This is a genomic window from Amnibacterium soli (genome assembly GCF_039544415.1).
Taxonomy (GTDB): Bacteria; Actinomycetota; Actinomycetes; order Actinomycetales; family Microbacteriaceae; genus Amnibacterium; species Amnibacterium soli.
The window spans coordinates 13,778-31,491 of record NZ_BAABLP010000008.1 but is presented as its reverse complement, the minus strand read 5'-3'; the positions used below and the strand labels follow the sequence as shown (position 1 = coordinate 31,491).

Annotated in this window: 19 protein-coding genes; 11 read left to right on the top strand and 8 right to left on the bottom strand. The window is 70.4% G+C overall.

Going from position 1 to position 17,714, the window contains the following annotated elements:
- Positions 1-8 precede the first annotated feature (8 nt).
- The 6 genes from iolD to ABEA53_RS15460 form a co-directional block, all read right to left on the bottom strand.
- Complete coding sequence (gene iolD / locus ABEA53_RS15485; protein ID WP_425550641.1) at positions 9-1,958, bottom strand: 3D-(3,5/4)-trihydroxycyclohexane-1,2-dione acylhydrolase (decyclizing); 1,950 nt, start codon at positions 1,956-1,958, stop codon at positions 9-11.
- Positions 1,955-2,842, bottom strand: coding sequence for a 5-deoxy-glucuronate isomerase (gene iolB / locus ABEA53_RS15480; protein WP_345482219.1), 888 nt, complete (start codon positions 2,840-2,842; stop codon positions 1,955-1,957). The genes iolD and iolB overlap by 4 nt, the downstream gene beginning before the upstream one ends.
- Positions 2,843-2,855: 13 nt before the next feature.
- Complete coding sequence (locus ABEA53_RS15475; RefSeq protein ID WP_345482218.1) at positions 2,856-4,397, bottom strand: CoA-acylating methylmalonate-semialdehyde dehydrogenase; 1,542 nt, start codon at positions 4,395-4,397, stop codon at positions 2,856-2,858.
- Between the two features lie 10 nt (positions 4,398-4,407).
- The gene (locus tag ABEA53_RS15470) at positions 4,408-5,250 is read right to left on the bottom strand and encodes a Cgl0159 family (beta/alpha)8-fold protein (RefSeq protein WP_345482230.1); all 843 of its coding nucleotides are present in this window, start codon (positions 5,248-5,250) and stop codon (positions 4,408-4,410) included.
- A 55-nt stretch (positions 5,251-5,305) separates the two neighbouring features.
- On the bottom strand, positions 5,306-6,277 hold the full coding sequence (iolC, locus tag ABEA53_RS15465; protein ID WP_345482217.1) for a 5-dehydro-2-deoxygluconokinase: 972 nt from the start codon (positions 6,275-6,277) through the stop codon (positions 5,306-5,308).
- Positions 6,278-6,365: 88 nt separating this feature from the next.
- Positions 6,366-8,189 carry a glycoside hydrolase family 2 protein gene (locus ABEA53_RS15460; RefSeq protein ID WP_345482229.1) on the bottom strand — a complete coding sequence of 608 codons (1,824 nt, stop codon included), beginning with the start codon at positions 8,187-8,189 and terminating at the stop codon, positions 6,366-6,368.
- A 614-nt stretch (positions 8,190-8,803) separates the two neighbouring features.
- On the opposite strand from ABEA53_RS15460, the gene ABEA53_RS15455 reads away from it, so the two are divergent.
- Both ABEA53_RS15455 and ABEA53_RS15450 read left to right on the top strand, forming a co-directional pair.
- The gene (locus ABEA53_RS15455; protein ID WP_345482216.1) at positions 8,804-8,974 is read left to right on the top strand and encodes a hypothetical protein; all 171 of its coding nucleotides are present in this window, start codon (positions 8,804-8,806) and stop codon (positions 8,972-8,974) included.
- A gap of 46 nt (positions 8,975-9,020) precedes the next feature.
- Positions 9,021-9,536 carry a hypothetical protein gene (locus ABEA53_RS15450; RefSeq protein WP_345482215.1) on the top strand — a complete coding sequence of 172 codons (516 nt, stop codon included), beginning with the start codon at positions 9,021-9,023 and terminating at the stop codon, positions 9,534-9,536.
- Position 9,537: 1 nt separating this feature from the next.
- Here the strand turns inward: ABEA53_RS15450 and ABEA53_RS15445 are convergent, their stop codons facing one another.
- On the bottom strand, positions 9,538-10,158 hold the full coding sequence (locus ABEA53_RS15445) for a hypothetical protein (RefSeq protein ID WP_345482214.1): 621 nt from the start codon (positions 10,156-10,158) through the stop codon (positions 9,538-9,540).
- Between the two features lie 90 nt (positions 10,159-10,248).
- On the opposite strand from ABEA53_RS15445, the gene ABEA53_RS15440 reads away from it, so the two are divergent.
- Both ABEA53_RS15440 and ABEA53_RS15435 read left to right on the top strand, forming a co-directional pair.
- A complete protein-coding gene (locus ABEA53_RS15440; protein ID WP_345482213.1) occupies positions 10,249-10,527 on the top strand; it encodes a hypothetical protein in 279 nt (92 codons plus the stop codon).
- Positions 10,528-10,637: 110 nt separating this feature from the next.
- Positions 10,638-11,654, top strand: coding sequence for a hypothetical protein (locus ABEA53_RS15435; protein WP_345482212.1), 1,017 nt, complete (start codon positions 10,638-10,640; stop codon positions 11,652-11,654).
- A gap of 27 nt (positions 11,655-11,681) precedes the next feature.
- Here ABEA53_RS15435 and ABEA53_RS15430 read toward each other — a convergent pair whose 3' ends face one another.
- Positions 11,682-12,083, bottom strand: a complete 402-nt coding sequence (locus ABEA53_RS15430; protein ID WP_345482211.1) for a hypothetical protein — start codon at positions 12,081-12,083, stop codon at positions 11,682-11,684.
- Positions 12,084-12,627: 544 nt separating this feature from the next.
- On the opposite strand from ABEA53_RS15430, the gene ABEA53_RS15425 reads away from it, so the two are divergent.
- The 7 genes from ABEA53_RS15425 to ABEA53_RS15395 all read left to right on the top strand — a co-directional run bounded on the left by ABEA53_RS15425 (position 12,628) and on the right by ABEA53_RS15395 (position 17,578).
- Entirely contained in the window at positions 12,628-13,224 is a 597-nt protein-coding gene (locus ABEA53_RS15425; RefSeq protein ID WP_345482210.1) for a hypothetical protein, read from the top strand.
- Positions 13,225-13,271: 47 nt separating this feature from the next.
- On the top strand, positions 13,272-13,583 hold the full coding sequence (locus ABEA53_RS15420) for a hypothetical protein (RefSeq protein WP_345482209.1): 312 nt from the start codon (positions 13,272-13,274) through the stop codon (positions 13,581-13,583).
- A complete protein-coding gene (locus ABEA53_RS15415) occupies positions 13,576-14,505 on the top strand; it encodes a hypothetical protein (RefSeq protein ID WP_345482208.1) in 930 nt (309 codons plus the stop codon). The genes ABEA53_RS15420 and ABEA53_RS15415 overlap by 8 nt, the downstream gene beginning before the upstream one ends.
- The gene (locus ABEA53_RS15410; protein ID WP_345482207.1) at positions 14,502-15,206 is read left to right on the top strand and encodes a DUF6518 family protein; all 705 of its coding nucleotides are present in this window, start codon (positions 14,502-14,504) and stop codon (positions 15,204-15,206) included. Before ABEA53_RS15415 ends, ABEA53_RS15410 begins: the two co-directional genes overlap by 4 nt.
- Before the next feature lie 269 nt (positions 15,207-15,475).
- The gene (locus tag ABEA53_RS15405) at positions 15,476-15,994 is read left to right on the top strand and encodes an RNA polymerase sigma factor (protein ID WP_345482206.1); all 519 of its coding nucleotides are present in this window, start codon (positions 15,476-15,478) and stop codon (positions 15,992-15,994) included.
- On the top strand, positions 15,991-16,722 hold the full coding sequence (locus tag ABEA53_RS15400; RefSeq protein ID WP_345482205.1) for a hypothetical protein: 732 nt from the start codon (positions 15,991-15,993) through the stop codon (positions 16,720-16,722). The genes ABEA53_RS15405 and ABEA53_RS15400 overlap by 4 nt, the downstream gene beginning before the upstream one ends.
- A gap of 175 nt (positions 16,723-16,897) precedes the next feature.
- Positions 16,898-17,578, top strand: coding sequence for a hypothetical protein (locus ABEA53_RS15395; protein ID WP_345482204.1), 681 nt, complete (start codon positions 16,898-16,900; stop codon positions 17,576-17,578).
- The last annotated feature ends 136 nt before the right edge of the window (positions 17,579-17,714 follow it).

Sequence of the window (17,714 nt, the reverse complement as noted above, 5' to 3'; positions counted from 1 at the left end):
CGACGCCGTCAGCCGAGCAGCGGGCGCTGCTGCCGGCGCAGGAGCTCGTACTCGGTCCGAGCGGCCCGAGTGCCCGGCAGTCCGGCGGTCTCCGCGACCGGCACGTCCCACCAGCCCTCGCCGTCGGGCGCCTCGACGTACGGGTCCGCCTCGACGTGCACGACGGTCGTGCGCGTCGACGCCTTCGCCGCGCGGACGGCGACCTGCAGGCGGTCCGCGACGCCGCGTCCCGACGCGACCTCGATCACGTCGACGCCGTACGAGCGGGCGTTCGCCGCCAGGTCGACGGGTACTCGCACGTCCGGCAGCTCCTGCTGCGTCGCGGGGTCCTGCAGGCGGTACCGGGTGCCGAATCGCGCCGACCCGACGGACTCGGACAGCCGGCCGATCGACGCGTAGCCGTCGTTCTGCACGAGGACGACGACGACCTTCAGCCCCTCGGCCACGGCCGTGATGAGCTCGGTGTGCAGCATCAGGTAGGAGCCGTCCCCCACCATCACGAGGACGTCGCGATCGGGAGCCGCGCGTCGCACGCCGAGGCCGCCCGCGATCTCGTAGCCCATGGTGGAGAAGGCGTACTCGACGTGATAGCCGAGCGGGTCGCGCACGCGCCAGAGCTTGTGCAGGTCGCCTGGCAGCGAGCCGGCGGCCTGGACGAGCACGTCGGTCGGGTCGCTCGCGGCGAGGACCGCGCCGATGATCTCGGGCTGGCCGGCGACGGCGGCGCCGGTCGGGGCGAGTGCCCGATCGACGAGCGCGTCCCAGCCCCGCTTCTCCCCCGCGGCCCGGTCCGCCCAGGCGGGGTCGACCGTCCAGCCGCCGAGCGCCTCCGTCAGCGCCTCGAGGGCCCGCCGCGCGTCGGCGACCACGGGCAGCTGCGAGCCGTGCTTGTACGCGTCGACGGAGGCGACGTTGATGTTGATGAAGCGGACGCCAGGGTGCTGGAACGCGGTGCGGCTGGCCGTGGTGAAGTCGCTGTACCGCGTGCCGACGCCGATCACGACGTCGGCGTCCGCCGCCAGGCGGTTCGCCGCGGTCGACCCTGTCGCGCCGACGGCGCCGAGGTACTGCGGGTGGTTCCACGCCAGCGAGCCCACACCCGCCTGACTCGCCCCGACCGGGACGCCGGTCGCCTCGACGAACGCCCGCAGCGCGTCCTCCGCGCCGGAGTACAGCACCCCGCCGCCCGCGACGAGGAACGGCGCCTTCGCGCCGCGGATCGCCGCGATCGCGCGGTCGAGCTCCCCGGGCTCGGGCACCGGGCGACGGACGTGCCAGTCGCGCGGCGCGAGGAACTCCGCCGGCACCTCGAGGGCCTCCGCCTGCACGTCCTCCGGCAGCGCGATCGTGACGGCGCCGGTCTCGCTCGGGTCGGTGAGCACGCGCATCGCCGCGAGCGCGATCGAGAACAGCTGCTCGGGGCGCTCGACGCGGTCGAAGAACCGGGACAGCGGGCGGAAGGCGTCCGTGACCTGCACGCCGGGGGCGTGGGGGTGCTCGAGCTGCTGCAGCACGGGATCGGCGACCCGGGTGGCGAAGGTGTCCGACGGCAGCAGGAGCACCGGGAGCCGGTTGGCGGTGGCCAGTGCCGCGCCGGTGAGCATGTTGGCGGCGCCCGGGCCGACGGAGGCGGCTGCGGCGAACGTCGCGCGTCGGCGGCGCATGCGCGCGTAGCCGACGGCCTGGTGCACCATCGCCTGCTCGTTCCTGGCCTGGTGGTAGGGCATCAGCCCGGGCTGCTCGATCTGCAGCTGCAGCAGCGCCTGCCCGACACCGGCGACGTTGCCGTGCCCGAAGATCCCGAAGGTCCCGGCGATGGTGCGCTCGCGGTGGTCGCCGTCGACGGTCCACTGGTTCGCGAGGAACGTCATCAGCGCCTGCGCCACGGTCATTCTGCGGGTGGCGGGCCCCGCCGCCTCGCCCGCCACGTCCGTCGGGCTGCTCGTCGTGGTCGTCATGGTCGGTGCTCCTCCTGGAGGTACGGCAGGCGCGGATCGGGCCGCTGGTCGGCCCAGCCGCCGCGGATCCAGCCGTGCGCGGGATCGTCGGTGATGCGCCATGCCCGCTCGGGGTCGGGCCCGGCCATCACGTTCAGGTAGTAGAGGTCGTACCCCGGCGCAGCGACCGCGGGCCCGTGGTAGCCGTACGGCACGAGGGCGACGTCCCCGGTGCGGACGACGGCGTCGACGGCGATCTCCCGCGCGTCGGAGGCGTAGGCGGCGAACAGGCCGAACGGGTCCGCCTGCGGCGGTGCGGCGCCGCCTCGGGTGACGCCCGTCTCGAAGTAGTAGATCTCCTCGAGCCGGCTCTCGTCCTCGGAGGCCGCGTCGTGCTTGTGGGGCGGGTAGGAGGACCAGTTCTCGGCCGGGGTGACGACCTCGCAGACGATCAGCTTCTGCGCCCGCAGCGCACCTGGGACGCCGAAGTTGTGGACCTGACGGGTCGACCGCCCGGCGCCGCGGATCTCCACCGGCACCTCGTCCGCCCGCAGGAGCGCAGCGGGCAGCCTGAGGGTCGCGGGCGCCTCCGCGATCGCGACCCGGCCGTCGCCGACGACGCGGGCGGCAGTCCCCGCGCCCAGGTACAGCACGTCGGTCGGCCCGTCGAACACCGAGGCCCTGCCGGCGAGGTGCCACGTCCCCTCGTCCGCAGCGACGTCGAGCGCGCCCGAGAGCGGCACGACCATGCGCTCGACCGGTGCTGCCTCAAGGTCGACGCCGTCGCCCACCTCGGCGACGCGCAGGCCGGTGTGGGCCCAGCCGGGCAGGGAGGCGTCCACCACGGTCTCCCACGGGCCGCGGGCGAGCGCGCCGCGCGAAAAGAACCAGTCCCTCGTCGTCATCCGAGCGTCCGCTTCAGGTCTGCGGGAAGCCGAGGTCGACGCCGCCGTGGGACGGGTCGAGCCAGCGGGCGGTGACGGCTTTGAGCTGCGTGTAGAACTTCACGCCCTCGGCGCCGTGGGCCTTGGTGTCGCCGAAGAGGGACTGGCGCCAGCCGCCGAAGGAGAACGTCGCGACCGGCACGGGGATGGGGACGTTGATGCCAATCATGCCGACCTCGACCTCGTGCTGGAACCGCCGGGCCGCCCCGCCGTCGTTGGTGAAGATCGCCGTCCCGTTGCCGAACGCTCCGGTGTTGATCAGCGCGACGCCGTCCTCGTAGGACGCGACCCGCACGACGGACAGGACGGGGCCGAAGATCTCCTCCGTGTAGACCCGCGACGACGTCGGGACCCGGTCGATCAGGGTCGGGCCGAGCCAGAACCCGTCCGGTTCCCCGTCGACCTCGATGCCGCGCCCGTCCACGACGACCTCGGCGCCGTCCTCGGTCGCGATGTCGATGTAGGACGCGACCTTGTCGCGATGCTGCCGCGTGACGAGGGGGCCCATGTCGCAGCCGCGGCGTCCGTCGCCGACCTTCAGACCCGCCATCCGCTGCCGCACCTTGGCGATCAGGGCGTCCGCGACCGGCTCCACCGCCACGACGACGGAGATCGCCATGCACCGCTCCCCCGCGGATCCGAACCCGGCGTTGACGGCGGAGTCCGCCACGAGATCGAGGTCCGCGTCAGGCAGCACGAGCATGTGGTTCTTCGCACCCCCGAGCGCCTGCACCCGCTTGCCGTGGCGCGCGGCCGTCTCGTAGATGTACTGCGCGATCGGCGTCGAGCCCACGAACGAGATCGCGCGGACGTCAGCGTGGGACAGCAGCCCGTCCACCGCGACCTTGTCGCCGTGCAGGACGGTGAACACCCCGTCGGGCAGGCCCGCCTCCTGCCAGAGCGCGGCGAGCCAGTTCGCCGCCGACGGGTCCTTCTCGGACGGCTTCAGGATCACCGTGTTCCCCGCCGCGATCGCGACGGGGAAGAACCACATCGGCACCATCGACGGGAAGTTGAAGGGCGAGATGATCCCCACCACCCCGAGCGGCTGCCGGAGCGAGTAGACGTCAACACCGGTCGAGACCTGCTCCGAGAACTCGCCCTTCAGGTGGTGGGCGAGGCCGGTCGCGAATTCGACCACCTCCTGACCGCGGCTGATCTCCCCGAGCGCGTCGGACAGCACCTTCCCGTGCTCGCTCGTGATGATCTCCGCCAGCTCCCCCTTGCGCGCCTCCAGGAGCTCGCGGAAGCGGAACACGATCGACTGCCGCCGCGCCAGCGACAGGTCCCGCCACGCCGGATAGGCGGCCTTCGCCGCCGCGATCGCCGCGTCGACGTCCGCCTGATCGGCGAACGCCACCTGTTTCGTCACCACGCCCAGTGCCGGGTCGAACACGTCGCCGCGTCGCGGCCCCGCACCGCCGACGGGAACGCCGCCGATCCAGTGCGGTACCAGCGGGAGCTCGGTCGTCTGCTCGGTGCGCCCGCCTACCGGCGTCGGCTCGGTCGTCGTCATGTTCGTCTCCTCAGTGGTGGTGCACGCCGTGCTGCGCCGTCACGCGAGCGTGCACGAGGCCGGCCGCGGTGTCGACGGCGCCGACGACGTCGTCGTCGGCGGGATAGAGCAGGGTTCTGCCGACGACCAGCCCGCGCATGCCCGGCAGGGTCAGCGCGTGCTGCCAGGACGCGAAGGTCTCGTCCGGCGCGGTCGTGGGGTCCCCGCCGAGCAGGAGCGTGGGCATTGTCGTCGCTTCGGCGACCCGCTCCATGTGCTCGACGACCGGCAGCTTCAGCCACGTGTACGCGGAGGAGGCGCCGAGGCCCGACGCGATCGCGACCGAGCGGATCACGGCGTCGGTGGACAGGTCGTTGCAGAGGCGGCCGGACTGCCTGCCGCTCATGAACGGCTCGAGCAGGATCGGCAGCCGGGCCGCCGCCGCGGCGGTCACAGCCGCGGCAGCGCTCTCGAGCGTGGAGGCCGTGCCGAGGTCGTCGAGGTCGACGCGGATTAGCAGCTTGGCGAGATCGACGCCGTCCCGGACCATCGTCGGCACGTCGTACGCGGTGAAGCGGTCGTCGAGCTCGAACGCGGCGCCCTGCAGCCCGCCGCGGTTCATCGAGCCGAGGACCACCTTGCCCTCCAGCGCGCCGAGCACCGCGAGGTCCTCGATGATGTCCGGCGTCCCGAGCACACCGTCGACGCCGGGCCGGTCGAGCGCCACGGCGAGGCGCTCGAGCAGGCCGATTCGGCTCGCCATTGCGGCGGGGCGGAGGCCTGCACCGAGGGCGCCCCGCGCGGGGTGGTCGGCGGCGACGATGAACAGCCGCCCGTCGGCGCCGAGCAGCGGCCTCCGGGTCCTTGAGCGCATCGCCTCCGCGATGCGCTCGGGCTGCTCGGCGCGGATGCGCCGCAGCCTCTCGAAGTCATGCACGGGTCGCCTCCCGCTCCAGCAGCGCCTCGACCTCGGCCTCGTCGGGCATCGCGGTCGAGCACTCCCGCTTGCCCGCGACGATCGCACCGGCCGCGTTGGCTCGGCGCATGATCCGGGTGAGGTCCCAACCGGCGAGCAGCCCGTGGCAGAGCGCGCCGCCGAACGCGTCCCCGGCGCCGAGCCCGTTCACGACGTCGACCGGGAAGGGCGGCACCTCGACCCGTTCGTCGCGGGTCTTCGCGAGCACGCCGCGCGGGCCCTGCTTCACGACGGCGAGCCCGACGCCGCGGTCGAGCAGCGCGTCCGCGGCCCGGTCGGGATCGGTCTCCCCCACCGCGATCTCGCACTCCTCCCGGTTGCCGACCGCGACCGTCACGTGCTCGAGCGCGAGCGCGACCTGCTCGCGCGCCTCCGCCGGCGAGCTCCAGAACATCGGCCGGTAGTCGAGGTCGAGCACCGTGTGCGCGCGGCGTCCGCGCGTCCGCCATGCGGCATGGTGCGCGGACCGGCTCGGGTCGCGGCTCAGTCCCGTGACGGTCGACCAGTGGACGCCGGCATCGCGGACGGCGTCGAGGTCGAGTTCCTCCGGCTCCACGACCAGATCCGGTGCGATTGGATCGCGGTAGAAGTACAACGGGAAGTGGTCGGGCGGGAAGATCTCGCAGAAGGTGATCGGGGTGTGCAGCCCCGGCACGACGTCGAGGTACCGGTCCGAGACGCCGAGCCGGAGCAGCTCGCGTCGCGCGTAGCGCCCGAACGGATCGTCCCCGACCCGCGTGATCACCGCGGCGGTGCGGCCGTATCGCGCCGCAGCGATCGACACGTTGGTCGCGGAGCCTCCAAGGTACTTGCCGAAGGTCGAGACGTCCTCGAGCGCGACGCCGTCCTGCAGCGGGTAGAGGTCCACCCCGATGCGACCCATCGCGAGGACGTCGAGCGGGCCGGCTGCTTCCGGATTGGTCATCTGGGTGATCCTCATTGATCGTGGATGGTCGGGTCGTCGTCAGGACGGGGTGCAGCGGAGGCGCGCCGCTCGGGCACCGCCGGGCGCGTCAGCGCCCGGCGGACTCGATCGCGGCGGGCCGGAGCTGGGCTGCACGGATGCGCTCGATCGAGAACTTCTCCGAGCGGTCGAAGCGGTACACGCCGTTCTCCTCCTGGAACACGTCCGTCAGCTGCGTGTAGCAGTAGCCGAACATCTCGGGCTCGTCGAGCAGCACGCCGACGAGCCCGTCGAAGCGACGATGGAACTCCTCCGTGTCGCGCACGCGCTCGCCGTAGCCCCATGACTGCTCCTCGTTCTGGGGACGCCCGATCTCGTCGGGGTTCCACCAGATGCCGCCGAACTCGCTGACGAAGTACGGCTGGCCGGCGTAGGGAATGGACCAGGTCTCGTCGCGGTCATCGTCGCGATTGACGCGCGGTCGGCCATGCGAGAGCCCGGCGTGGTTCGCCGCGAACCGCGCCGGGTCCTGCTCGTAGTCGTGGCTGTCGTAGACGTCCGACTCGATCACGCGATGCGAGTACCCCGAAGCGTCGAGGACGGGGCGGGACGTGTCGTGCGCCTTCGTCGCGAGAAACATCGCGCGTGTCACGTCGTCGAGCACCGTGATCCGGTCACCGATGTGCTGGGGCGTCTCGTTCAGCGGGCACCAGCCCACGATCGACGGGTGCGAGTGATCGCGCTCGAGCACCTCGAGCCACTCGGCGACGTAGGCCGCGTCGGGTTGCTGCCGGTCGTCGGCCGGGCCGTCGGTGATGCAGCCCCAGTCACCGAACTCGCCCCACACGAGGTAGCCGAGCCGATCGGCGTGGTACAGGTACCGCTCCTCGAACACCTTCTGATGGAGGCGTGCACCGTTGAACCCGGCGGCGAGTCCGAGCTCGATGTCCCGCACCAGCTCCGCGTCCGATGGAGCCGTCATGAGGGAGTCCGGGTAGTAGCCCTGGTCGAGGACGAGCCGCTGGAACACCGGCTCGCCGTTCAGCGTGATCGCTCTGCCCTGGACAGCCACGCTACGCATGCCCGCGTAGGAGTCGAGTGCGTCGAGCAGAGCGTCATCGGCGTCGCGGAGCTCGAACCGCAGGCCGTACAGATGCGGATCGTTCGGCGACCACGTCCGGAGGCGGTCCTCCGGCACCGTGAGCGCCATCCGAGGTGCGAGGTCGAGATCCGCTCGCACCCGCATCCTGGCGACCTCGCCCTCCTCGTCCGACGCGATCACCACGACGACGGCTCCAGGTCGGTTCGTCGTGAGCGGCATCTCGATGTCGAACGACCTCGCCCCGAGGTTGGGCGTGATGCGCGGCCGACGGAAGGCGGGCACCGGCACCGGCTCCATCCACACCGTCTGCCAGATCCCGGTCGTCCTGCCGTACACCGCACCGACCGGCGTGTACTCCGTCGCCTGCTTCCCCCGCGCCTGCGGTCGGGTCGGCTCGTCCCGGGCTCGGACGACCACTGGGACGGTCGACCCCGGAGGCGCCTGCTCGGTGATGTCGATCGAGAAGCTCGCGAAGCCGCCGCGGTGCCGCCCGACCTCGACGCCGTCGACCCAGACCGTCGCATCGTGGTCCACTGCGCCGAAGTGCAGCAGCACGCGGTCGCCCGCCCACTCGGCCGGTACCTGCAGATCTCGCCGGTACCAGACCGCCCGAAGGAAATCAGTGTCGCCGATCCCTGACAGCTTCGACTCGGGCGCGAACGGCACGAGGATGTCTCCCTCGAGTGGCGCATCTACAAGGCCGCGCTCGAGACCCGTGTCGGCGCGATCGATCTCGAAGCCCCAACGCCCGTTGAGGTTGGACCAGCGAGTACGTCGATACTGCGGCCGAGGGTATTCCGGCCGCGGGACTGAGGCCGTACGTTCGTCAATCTGCTCGTTCACGTGCGTCCCTTCGACGTTCAGCAGACCGCACCGGGCAACTACCCTCGACCTACTTTGTTAGAACATAGCAGCGCGAGAAGCTCAAGACGAGTGCTCAGCGCGTCGAGCTAGCGGCGCGCCTCCGGCGCATGGAGACCAGTAGTTGACAGACGCCTGGGACACGGCGACAGCTGTGCCACTCAGAAAGATCTCTCGCCTCACCACTGTCAGGCGCGTCGCGGCGCGTCGAGGACTCGTCTTTGAACCGATGGGTAGCGAGACAGTCGTTCGTGCGACACCGCACTCGGTCGTTGCTCCGCTCGCGAGTGTCTCGTCACCGTGTCTTGCGGCCGGCGCCTCCGGGCGAGATACGAAAGTCCCCTTGCAAGACAGGGTCGGACTGGTGTCGGCCCCCTTGACCAGCCCGTCGTTCCAGGGCTTGTGGCTCTCGGGTATACGGATCGCTGCGGTCGGTGCATGGGGGTTGGGGGTGTCAGTAGGGTCGGGCTGTGCGGTTGGAGCGTTGGGCGACACTGATCGCGTTCGGCATCACCGTGGTGATTCTGCTCAGTCTCCTGGTGGTGGCGGCGGTGCTGCCGTCTCCGGTCGGGGCGGATTGAGCTGTGGGTCCTGCGCAGTTCGGTGGTGGCGGGGTGTGGTTCACCCTCGCGTTGATCAACGCGGGGTTGGCGGAGGGCAAGCAGCGGTCTCGTCTGGCCTGGTTTCTGCTCTCGCTGCTGCTGGGCCCGATCGCGACGTTCCTGATCGTGGTCCTCAGCCCGGGCCAGGAGTGACGTGTCAGCCCGCTCGTCTCTTGGGGGTGTTCTGGCAGTCGCGGGCGTGCTGCTGCTGACGGGCTGCGCCCCCGCCGTGGGAACCGCGTTCGGCTACGGGACCGGCGACGGGACCGGTGCGGTCAACGGCGAACCCGTCCAGTACGGCCACGACGCGGTGATCGGCATCCCGCTTGACAACCGGACCGCGGATCCGGTCGAGCTGCTGACCGTGACACCACTGCACAGCGTGAACGTCCTCTTCGGCGCCAGCAGCGTCGCGCCGGTGCTGCGGGAGCGGGACGGGGACTGGTTGTCCTTCGGGGTCAACCGCCCGTCGGACACCCCGACCCTGGTGCAGGAGTGGCGACAGCGGAAGCCCGCAGCGAGGTACCGCATCGCGGGCCACGAGAAGAACCTGCAGGCGTTGCTGGAGATCTCGGTTCGGAACCCGGCGCGTCCGGCCAGGGTGGTCGGGGTGACCATCCGGTACCTGCAGGACGGCCGCGTGGTCACCGAGACCACGCACGAGACCGCGTGCTTCTTCCCGAAGCATCGCGCGTCGGTCTGCTCTCTGCCCTGAGTCAGCCCCGGGAGGGGCAGGACGCTTCATCCTCTCCGCGGTACGCCCAGGACACCAGGCCCGGGCTGCGGACTCCGTCGATGCCGAGTACCGACACGGTCACCGCGGGTGAGTTGTCGGTCGAGGTCGTGGACCCGGCAGCGGTGCAGCCGTCGTTCTTCCACCGCAACCTCGCGAACAGCACCACCTGGTCCCCTGCCGGGATCTCCAGTCCGGCGCCCGGCACGATGAAGCGGGCGTCCAGGCGATCGTTCGCTGGCCGGGCCGCGGCGATGAAGAAGCCGCCGTCCAGCGCGGTCGCGTGCACGGGCAGGCCCGATTCCGGGCCGAGGAGTGGCAGCTGCACCGACCGCACCCGGACCGGCAGAGCGCTGGTGTTGGAGACCACGAACCGCAGGTCGCAGTTCAGACCGCGCGTCAACTCCAGCGCGGTCGTGTACCGGTCGCCAGGATCTGCCGGGTCGTCGCCCTCCGACGCGGCGACGGTCGAACCGCGGGTGCAGATGAAGGGGCGGGCATCCGCGCCGACCACGACCGCGTCCCGCGCTTGCCACGCCACCACCTGCCACGTCACCACCGCGACCAGACCGGCTACCAGCAGCACTGACGACACCGCGGTCACGACTCGACGCCACCGGGGCATCCGACGTCGAAGCAGCACCGGCGCAGCATCCCAGAACACCCGCCTTTCCCGCAGCAGTACCGTCAGCCCATGCCGCGTTGGACGCTCCTCGTGCTCCTGATCGTCGGGGTCATCTGCGCCGGGATCGGCACCATCCTTCTCGACCCGGTTCATACGGCGAGTTTCGGGTGGACCGCGTACGCGCCCCTGTCCCGGTCTATCCACTCCGGCAACGCCGTCTACACGCCCATCGACCCCACCTGGCTGCAGTGGCGTCCCCGCATCGGCGCGACACTGCTCGCGCTCGGTGCGGGCACAACCGGTGCTGCCCTCGTCGCCCTGCTCACCCGCCGACGGGCCCGCGCGTGAGCAGTCATCTCAACGCCTTCCCGGCCCTGCAGATCGACGGGGTCCAGGTTTGGGTCGATCAGGCCCGCCCACTCGCTGTGCTGCAACGCCCCGGCGAACCAGACCAGACCGTGGCGTGGCCGGACCTCTTCACCGGCTGGGCCGAGCCGACGACCACGATCGTGGAAACCCCGGACGGAGTGTGGGTGCACTACGGGCTGCTCAACAGCGTCCGCGACGAGGACCCGCTGGCCGCCGCGGTGAACGACTTGGACGCCCCAGCTGTGTACATCCGCACCGCAACGGGAGCGACTTCAGTTGTGCGAGTGGGACGCGACCAGGTCCTCGGCGCCACGCTGCACGGGCTCTGGACTACCAGCCACCTCAGCCCCGACCCGGATCACGACCACCCCTACCTCGGCGGCCCCCTCCCTGGAGACTGGCACGAAGACACCCCGATCACCATCCACCGACCCGACGGCACCCGCCGGCAAATCACCGTCGACCGCGACGTCCTCGCAGTCGATGCAACCGGCCAGCACGTGCGGGTCCTCGTGCACGCCTCCCCTCCCATCGCGATCCCCGGCGAGGACGGCTCGACGAGCTACCAGTACCGCCCCACCGAGCTGCTGCTCCTCGCCGACCTCCCCCTGCCGGACCGGATCCGCTTCCGCGACCTCGTCCCCGAAGGATGGGGCGCACCGACGGACTTCGACCGGCAGGGCTGGCCGCAGCGCGCCACCATGATCCCCGCCGTCACGCACGGCACCCCGGACGCGGAAGGCGACTGGACTGTCGTCGAGCTGCCGCCGGATCTGCGGCAGCAGGCGGTCGCGTTCACGATCCGGCAGTTCGAGCACCTCGAGCAGTACTGGCACCCCGAAGACGGCTCCTCCGCACACCCGCTTAGCGACGGCCTGCACGACGCGACCGTCCACGTCGTCGGCGACTACCCGCACACTCGCGTCGAGGTCACCTTCCGCCACCCGGCCTACCCCGCCGGGCACCTCCGTCGCACCTACCCGGTCTACGACCCCGCTGGCCGGATCCGCGTCGACGAGGACCTCGCCATCTGGCTCATGGAAGACCTCGACACCCGCGACCTCCCACCAGCCACCGCTGCCGTGGACGGGATCCTCCACATCTGACCGCGCGAAGCCAACCGCTCCGGTCGGTCAGTAGATGCCGGAGTCCTCAGCAGCAGCGTCGTCATCCGCGGCGCTATACCGAGGGGCCGTCCACCGTGCCGGCTGACCGATCGTCGCGGATCGCAGCGGCCGGACCAGCCCAAGCAGCAGCGGCACGACGAATGCGATGAGGCCGTTGCCGTAGATCAACACGGCATAGACGGCGGTGCCCTCAGCGGCCTCGACCCAGCCGCTACCGGCAACACGCAAGTCCTCAGTCCCGACAGCGTCGAGTGTGGTGAGAAGGCTGCCGGCGGCCAGGTAGAGCACGGCCGCATTTACCGTGGTGAGTAGGAAGCGGCGCGCGGACACGTCCCGACGAGGCAGGCCGGCGGCAAGAGCGATCGCATAGACGGCTGCGGCGACCCACCAGCCCCAGCTCGACCACACCGGCCCACCAACAGGACCCGTCCACGGTGCCGCAACTATCGCTGCGACAGCACCACCAAGCAGCACCGTGGCGATGATGCTCGTCCCTGCCCAGAGGAAACCACGACGTCGAACCGACCTGGGAACCACCACGAGTAGACAGCTTGGCCGTCAGCCTTCACGCGCGGCACTGCACGAGCGCGGCAGAGGCGGATCCCCGCGCGGCATCGAACGAGCGCGCGAGAGCGACCAAGCTCGGGTTGCCCCCGATCGTGCGCCAGAACCCTGGCCTGCATGTCGGCCGTCTCGTGGACGTCGATGCTGTCGGGGTCCTCCACCAGCGCCCTCGTGCGGCCAGTCGGTGTACTCGTTCCTCGCGTTCGCCTGCTCGGCCTGCTCAGGTCGATACCGTCACCGGATGAGCGAGCGATCACCTCGAGGGACGACTGTGGGTGACAGGGTCACCACCGCTCGGCGTCGAGCCGCACGGCAGGAGTACGGCCCTACCGGCAGCACAGCTGCCGAGGTGCACGGCGACCAGAGGCCGCGTCGCCGGTGGTTGCTCGTGCCCGCGGTCGCCGGCCTCGCGCTTCTGCTCGTGCCGGTGGCCGCTCTTGTAGTCACGAACCGGGATCCAGACCCGCTCTTCCTGCACTACTGGTGGACCCCGATCGCCAGTGTTCCGGCCGACTCGCTGCTGCTCGGCGCGCTCGGCCTCGCCCTGCTGCTGGCCACCGCTGTCGCGGCAATCGTTGCCACCGTGTCTCGACGCTGGTACCCGCGGCGCGGTGCCCGGCTGATCAGCCCGCTTCTGGGCCTCGCCGTGATCGCCTCGCTGATCGGGATCTCTATCGCTGTCTCCGCGAGCAGGGCAGAGGACTCCTCCGCAGCGATCCGTGCCGTGCTGCTTCGCAAGCACCCAGCCACCGCGGTCTCCGGGCAGGCGAGGCGAGCGATCGAGCTCGCCCTCGGCTGGCCGGCGCCCACCGCGGCCGGGATCCGCATAGAGCACCGCTCCACCATCCCGGCCGGGCCGTGGCTGGTGCAGACCACCGAGGTCCTCAACCAGAACCTCGCCGACGAAGGCGCCGACGTCACCGTCGAAACCCTCATCGACCCGACCAACGGCAGCATCAAAGCCGCCTGGTTCTACGGCCTCTGACAGTGCCAGCCGAGGCGATGGCGTCGCCGTCTATCCAGGTGCGACAGGTGCAGCTCGCGCTGCTGCTGACGGAAGCAGCCGCAGCATTCGTGATCGTCGGCGGTACCGCACGCCTGCTCCGCGGCGACCGGCACACACCCTCAGATCTCGACGTGGCCGCTACTTCCGACCAGTCGGTGCGACTGTCGATTGCACTGAGAGCACTCAGCCCTGGTCCCCGCGCGCCACAGCCCAAGAAGGTCGGGCCGTGGCGGGTGATCACGTCGTGGTCGCCATTGGATGTGTTCGTGGAGGATGACCTCCCGGCCTGGCACACGATCGAGATCGACGGGACGAGGTTGTGGGTGGCAGATGAGTAACCGCACCGGACTCGGCCTGCTCGAAACCGCCGTCCTCCGCGTCGTCGGCCGGCTCAGCGGCCCCGCCCTCGAGTACGTCCGCTGCTCGGACGTGCTCGACGCGCTCGAGACGGAAGGGTTCGGTGCGTCGTACCTGTACCGGGTGGTGCAGGACCTGGCCGTGTGGTGGCGGCTGCACCTGCCGCTGCTGAACGGGCAGGGCAACTTCGGCAGCCCCGGCAACGACCCCGCCGCCGACGCCACCTACACCGAGGTCCGCCTCTCCCCCATCGGACGCCTCGCCCTCGCCGCCGAGAACGGACAGACCGGCCCGCTCCCCCTCGCCCTGATCGAAGGCACTCTCTACCGCGGCGGCCGCATCCCACCCTTCGACCCCCACCACGTCACCGACACCCTCACCCGACTCCTCCACACCACCGACCCCTTCAGCGACGCCGAACTCGACCTCCTCGTCGGCGCTCCGGCACTGCCGACCGGCGGGACCGTCGACGGGGACCTATCGACCCTGCTGCACGGCGAGCCGGCGGAGATGCGAATGAGCTGCCGGATCACGCACCTCGAGCGAGAGGGCAGGCAGGTGCTGGAGATCACCGGGTTCCCCCTCGGCGTCGACGTCGACCTCATGCTCCAATGCATCGCAGACCGCGCCCGCTACCCCGACGACCGCCGCGGCGGCGGTACCCGCTACCTCGCTGACATTCAGGACCACACCTCCGGCCGCCTGCCCGGCATCCGCATGCACGCGATCCTCCGCACCGACGCCGACCCGGCCGAGGCGGAAGCATGGTTGCGAACGGTCTGGCCGGTCAGCATCGACCAGACCTGGCAGCTCCCCGCGCCCATGGCCGACCGCCTCCGCGCCGCCGCGCAGACCATCGCGGTGCAGCCTGGTGGCCTTCGACAGCTGCGAGCACTGCTGTGACCGACTCGATTCCTTCTCCGACCGCTGAAGCCTCCGCCGGCACCACTCCCACGCCCCGTGCGGTTCTCCCGCGGCCGGCCGCTGCCTGGGGTTGGACAGGGGTGCTGCTGGCAGCCGGCGCGCTCGTCGGCGTGCTCGCGAAGCTCGCCGACTCGTGGGGACGAGATGCCGCGAGTCTGAACAGCACTCCCGCGGTCTGGATCCTCGCCCTCTGCCTGATCGCGCGCCTCACCACCTCCCCAGTGCGGGCCGCAGCAGGAGCGGCAGGGTTCTTCCTCGGAATGCTCGCCGGCTACTACGGGACCACCCTCATCGTCCTGCACTACCTCGTCACGCCCCGTCTCCTGGTCGCGTGGACGATCGCGGCGATCACCGTCTGCCCGGGCGCCGCGGCACTCCTCCACTTGGCATCCCGCAGCGGGCGTCTGCTCGTCGCGCTGCCCATCGGTGTCGCAGCCGGGCTCGTGTTCATCGACCACGCAGTCCAGGGCGTGCTGATCAGTTGGCAGCAACCGGATTTCGTGCCGTTCGTGCACCCGGTCCAGGCCGGCTTCGACCTTGCTACGGCTCTCGTCATCGTGCTTGGACTACCCCGAGGAGCCGCGATCCGCGTTCTCGGATCTGTCGTCGGTGCGCTTACCGCGCTGCTGCTCCTCCCGGTCGTGGAGGGCCTGACCTACGGCTCAGGCCTTCTGGGTTGAGCGAGGTTCGCAGCGAGCACGGCTGCTTCTGCGAGGCCATCCTGCAGCGCCGGATCTTTACCGGATCGGCGACCATGCGACGGCGCCGTTGGCGTGATTCGTCAGACCTCGAGTGCCTGCAACGGGCACGTGTGTCAGGCGCACCTCTTGAGGCTGCACCCGAGCGCGGACGCGTATGACGGCCGGCGCACCTGATCGTGGTCGAAGAACTCGTGAGTGAGGATCCGCCCCGTGATGCAACTCCCTTGATGAGAGGTTGAGGAGGGGCGATGCTCGAGAACGAGCGCTTCGAGCGGCTGTTTCGTGCCGAGCACCGGACGCTGGTGGCGTTCTGCTTCCGGCGCGTGGACGATGTCGAGCTCGCGCAGGATCTCGCTGCGGAGGTGTTCCGTGTCGCGTGGTCCCGCCGTGCGGAGTCGCGTCGGTCGGACCGGGGCTGGTTGTTCGGGATCGCCCGCAACCTCATCGGTGACGAGTACCGCAGACGTACGGTCCGCAGCAGCAGCGGGCACCCGTTCCCGGCCGAGGACACCCCCGATCCACGTGCCGCGAACGAGTCCGTGCACGTCGAGGTCCGCGCGACGATCGACGGCCTCGCTCCTGGACAGGCGGAGGTCCTCCGTCTCGCGTACTGGGACGGGCTTTCTGCCGGCGAGATCGCTGAGGCGCTCGGCATCACGACCGCGGCCGTCTGGATGCGCCTCACCCGAGCCCGCGCCGCCTTCGCCGCCGCCTGGCGCAACGACCACCACACCGCACCGACCCCGCAGTTGAGGAGCCAGCCATGAGCACCCGCAACGTGATCACAGCGGCCGACCCCGCGCGCGCACTCCCCCGAGAAGCGCTCGAGCTCGACGTCGACGGCCTGCTGAAGGAGTTCACCACCCAGCCTGAGATCGAGCATCAGCTGGCGCAGACCGTGCCGCGCTCGACGCCGCCCCGCCGGCGACGACTCGACCTCGCGCTGGCGGCGGTGATCGCCGCGTTCCTCGCCGCGATCGCGTTCCTTCCCGCCTCCTTCACGCACGGCGCGATCGCGGGTCGCAGCACGAGCACCCCGACCAGCGCACCGACCAGCGCACCGACGAGCACTCCGACCGCGTCGAGTGCCGACGCACGAGCCACAGCGACCGCACTGCTGAACGAGATCACCGTCCCGACCGCCGCGAACCGGGTATCCACACCGCCGACCCAGTACCTCGCGCAGCCCCGCACGGGACTGTCGTGCAAGGGCCAGGCGTCCGCATCGCCGCGCTACTGGATCGTCCCGGACACGACGCTGCAAGCCGTCGCAACGTTCCTGAAGACGCACCGGCCCGCCAGCGCGACCCGGCTGCCCTTCAACCACAACACCGACAGCGGCATCTCATCCGCGTTCACGTCGTACCGACCCGCTCCCCACAGCCTGGTCGTCATCGCTCTCGCCACGACCCCGGAAGGGATCGGCATCCGGGCCGACGCAGACGTCTTCCTCGGCAACACCTGCATCAACAGCGGAACGACTGCCACCCCCTGATAGCACGCGCACCCACGGCTCCCGCACCACTCCGAATGGGGGCCTCATCCCTCTCGGCCCGCAGCTGCCGACCTGTCACAGTTCCGCCCATCCAGACATTCCTGATCGAAGCCCCGACTCAGGGGCCGGGCTCCACCGACCTGTCCCTGTTCCAATTCATGAAAGGACCACTCCGTTGATCCGCCGCCCTCGCGCCCGCCTCACCGCTCTCGCCACTGCAGCACTGCTCACCACAGCCGCCTTCGCCGGCGCGGCCGCACCGGCGAACGCGGTCACCTTCGACAACGAACCCGTCCGCATCACCGCGCACTTCACCGTCGCCGGGCACCCCTACACACTCCGCGACGTCTCCGTCGGGACCGCGACACAGACCGTTCGCATCGGGCAGCACTCCGGTCAGTACCGCAGCCACTACCGGCTCACCCTCAAGGACAACACCGGTCACGTCCTCGCCAAGGTCAACAGAGGCCTCTACAAGCAGGACTACATCCTGACCACCTTCTCCGACCGGACCTTCCCCACGAAGAAGGCCTTCGCGAGAGCCGAGCACCGCGCTCTGCACGTCACCAGCGCGACGGCGAAGAACCACTGGTTGAAGGAGCTCCGGATCCAGTCCGTCGGTGCCGACCTCGAGAGCAACATCGGCGTCACACTCGACTACCTCGCCCAGCTCCCCGCCGGCACAGCCCCCAACTTCAACGCGGTGAAGTCGATCCACTCGAACGAGTACCGCGGCAACGTCACCATCTCAGGCACCGACACCAAGCACTGGTCCGTCATCGTCCGCGACACCCAAGACGGCTACGGCGAGTTCTACGACAACACCACCAGCAACGGAACCAGCTTCCACTTCTGACTCCGAGCCTGCGCCCTGCTTCATCCAATCGGCGAAGCAGGGCGCTGTCTTCACGGCACGGGCCACACACTCCCCGAGTGACTCCAACAAGGGATCCCTTTCAGGACACTCCCCCGCTGGACGCGACGCGCCGGGT

Coding starts and splice junctions, on each gene's coding strand:
- ABEA53_RS15400 (WP_345482205.1), top strand. CDS start 15,991: ATGAGCACCCGCAACGTGATCACAGCGGCCGACCCCGCGCGCGCACTC.
- ABEA53_RS15405 (WP_345482206.1), top strand. CDS start 15,476: ATGCTCGAGAACGAGCGCTTCGAGCGGCTGTTTCGTGCCGAGCACCGG.
- iolD (WP_425550641.1), bottom strand. CDS start 1,958: ATGACGACCACGACGAGCAGCCCGACGGACGTGGCGGGCGAGGCGGCG.
- ABEA53_RS15475 (WP_345482218.1), bottom strand. CDS start 4,397: ATGACGACGACCGAGCCGACGCCGGTAGGCGGGCGCACCGAGCAGACG.
- ABEA53_RS15440 (WP_345482213.1), top strand. CDS start 10,249: ATGCCGCGTTGGACGCTCCTCGTGCTCCTGATCGTCGGGGTCATCTGC.
- ABEA53_RS15415 (WP_345482208.1), top strand. CDS start 13,576: ATGAGTAACCGCACCGGACTCGGCCTGCTCGAAACCGCCGTCCTCCGC.
- iolB (WP_345482219.1), bottom strand. CDS start 2,842: ATGACGACGAGGGACTGGTTCTTTTCGCGCGGCGCGCTCGCCCGCGGC.
- ABEA53_RS15470 (WP_345482230.1), bottom strand. CDS start 5,250: ATGCGCTCAAGGACCCGGAGGCCGCTGCTCGGCGCCGACGGGCGGCTG.
- iolC (WP_345482217.1), bottom strand. CDS start 6,277: ATGACCAATCCGGAAGCAGCCGGCCCGCTCGACGTCCTCGCGATGGGT.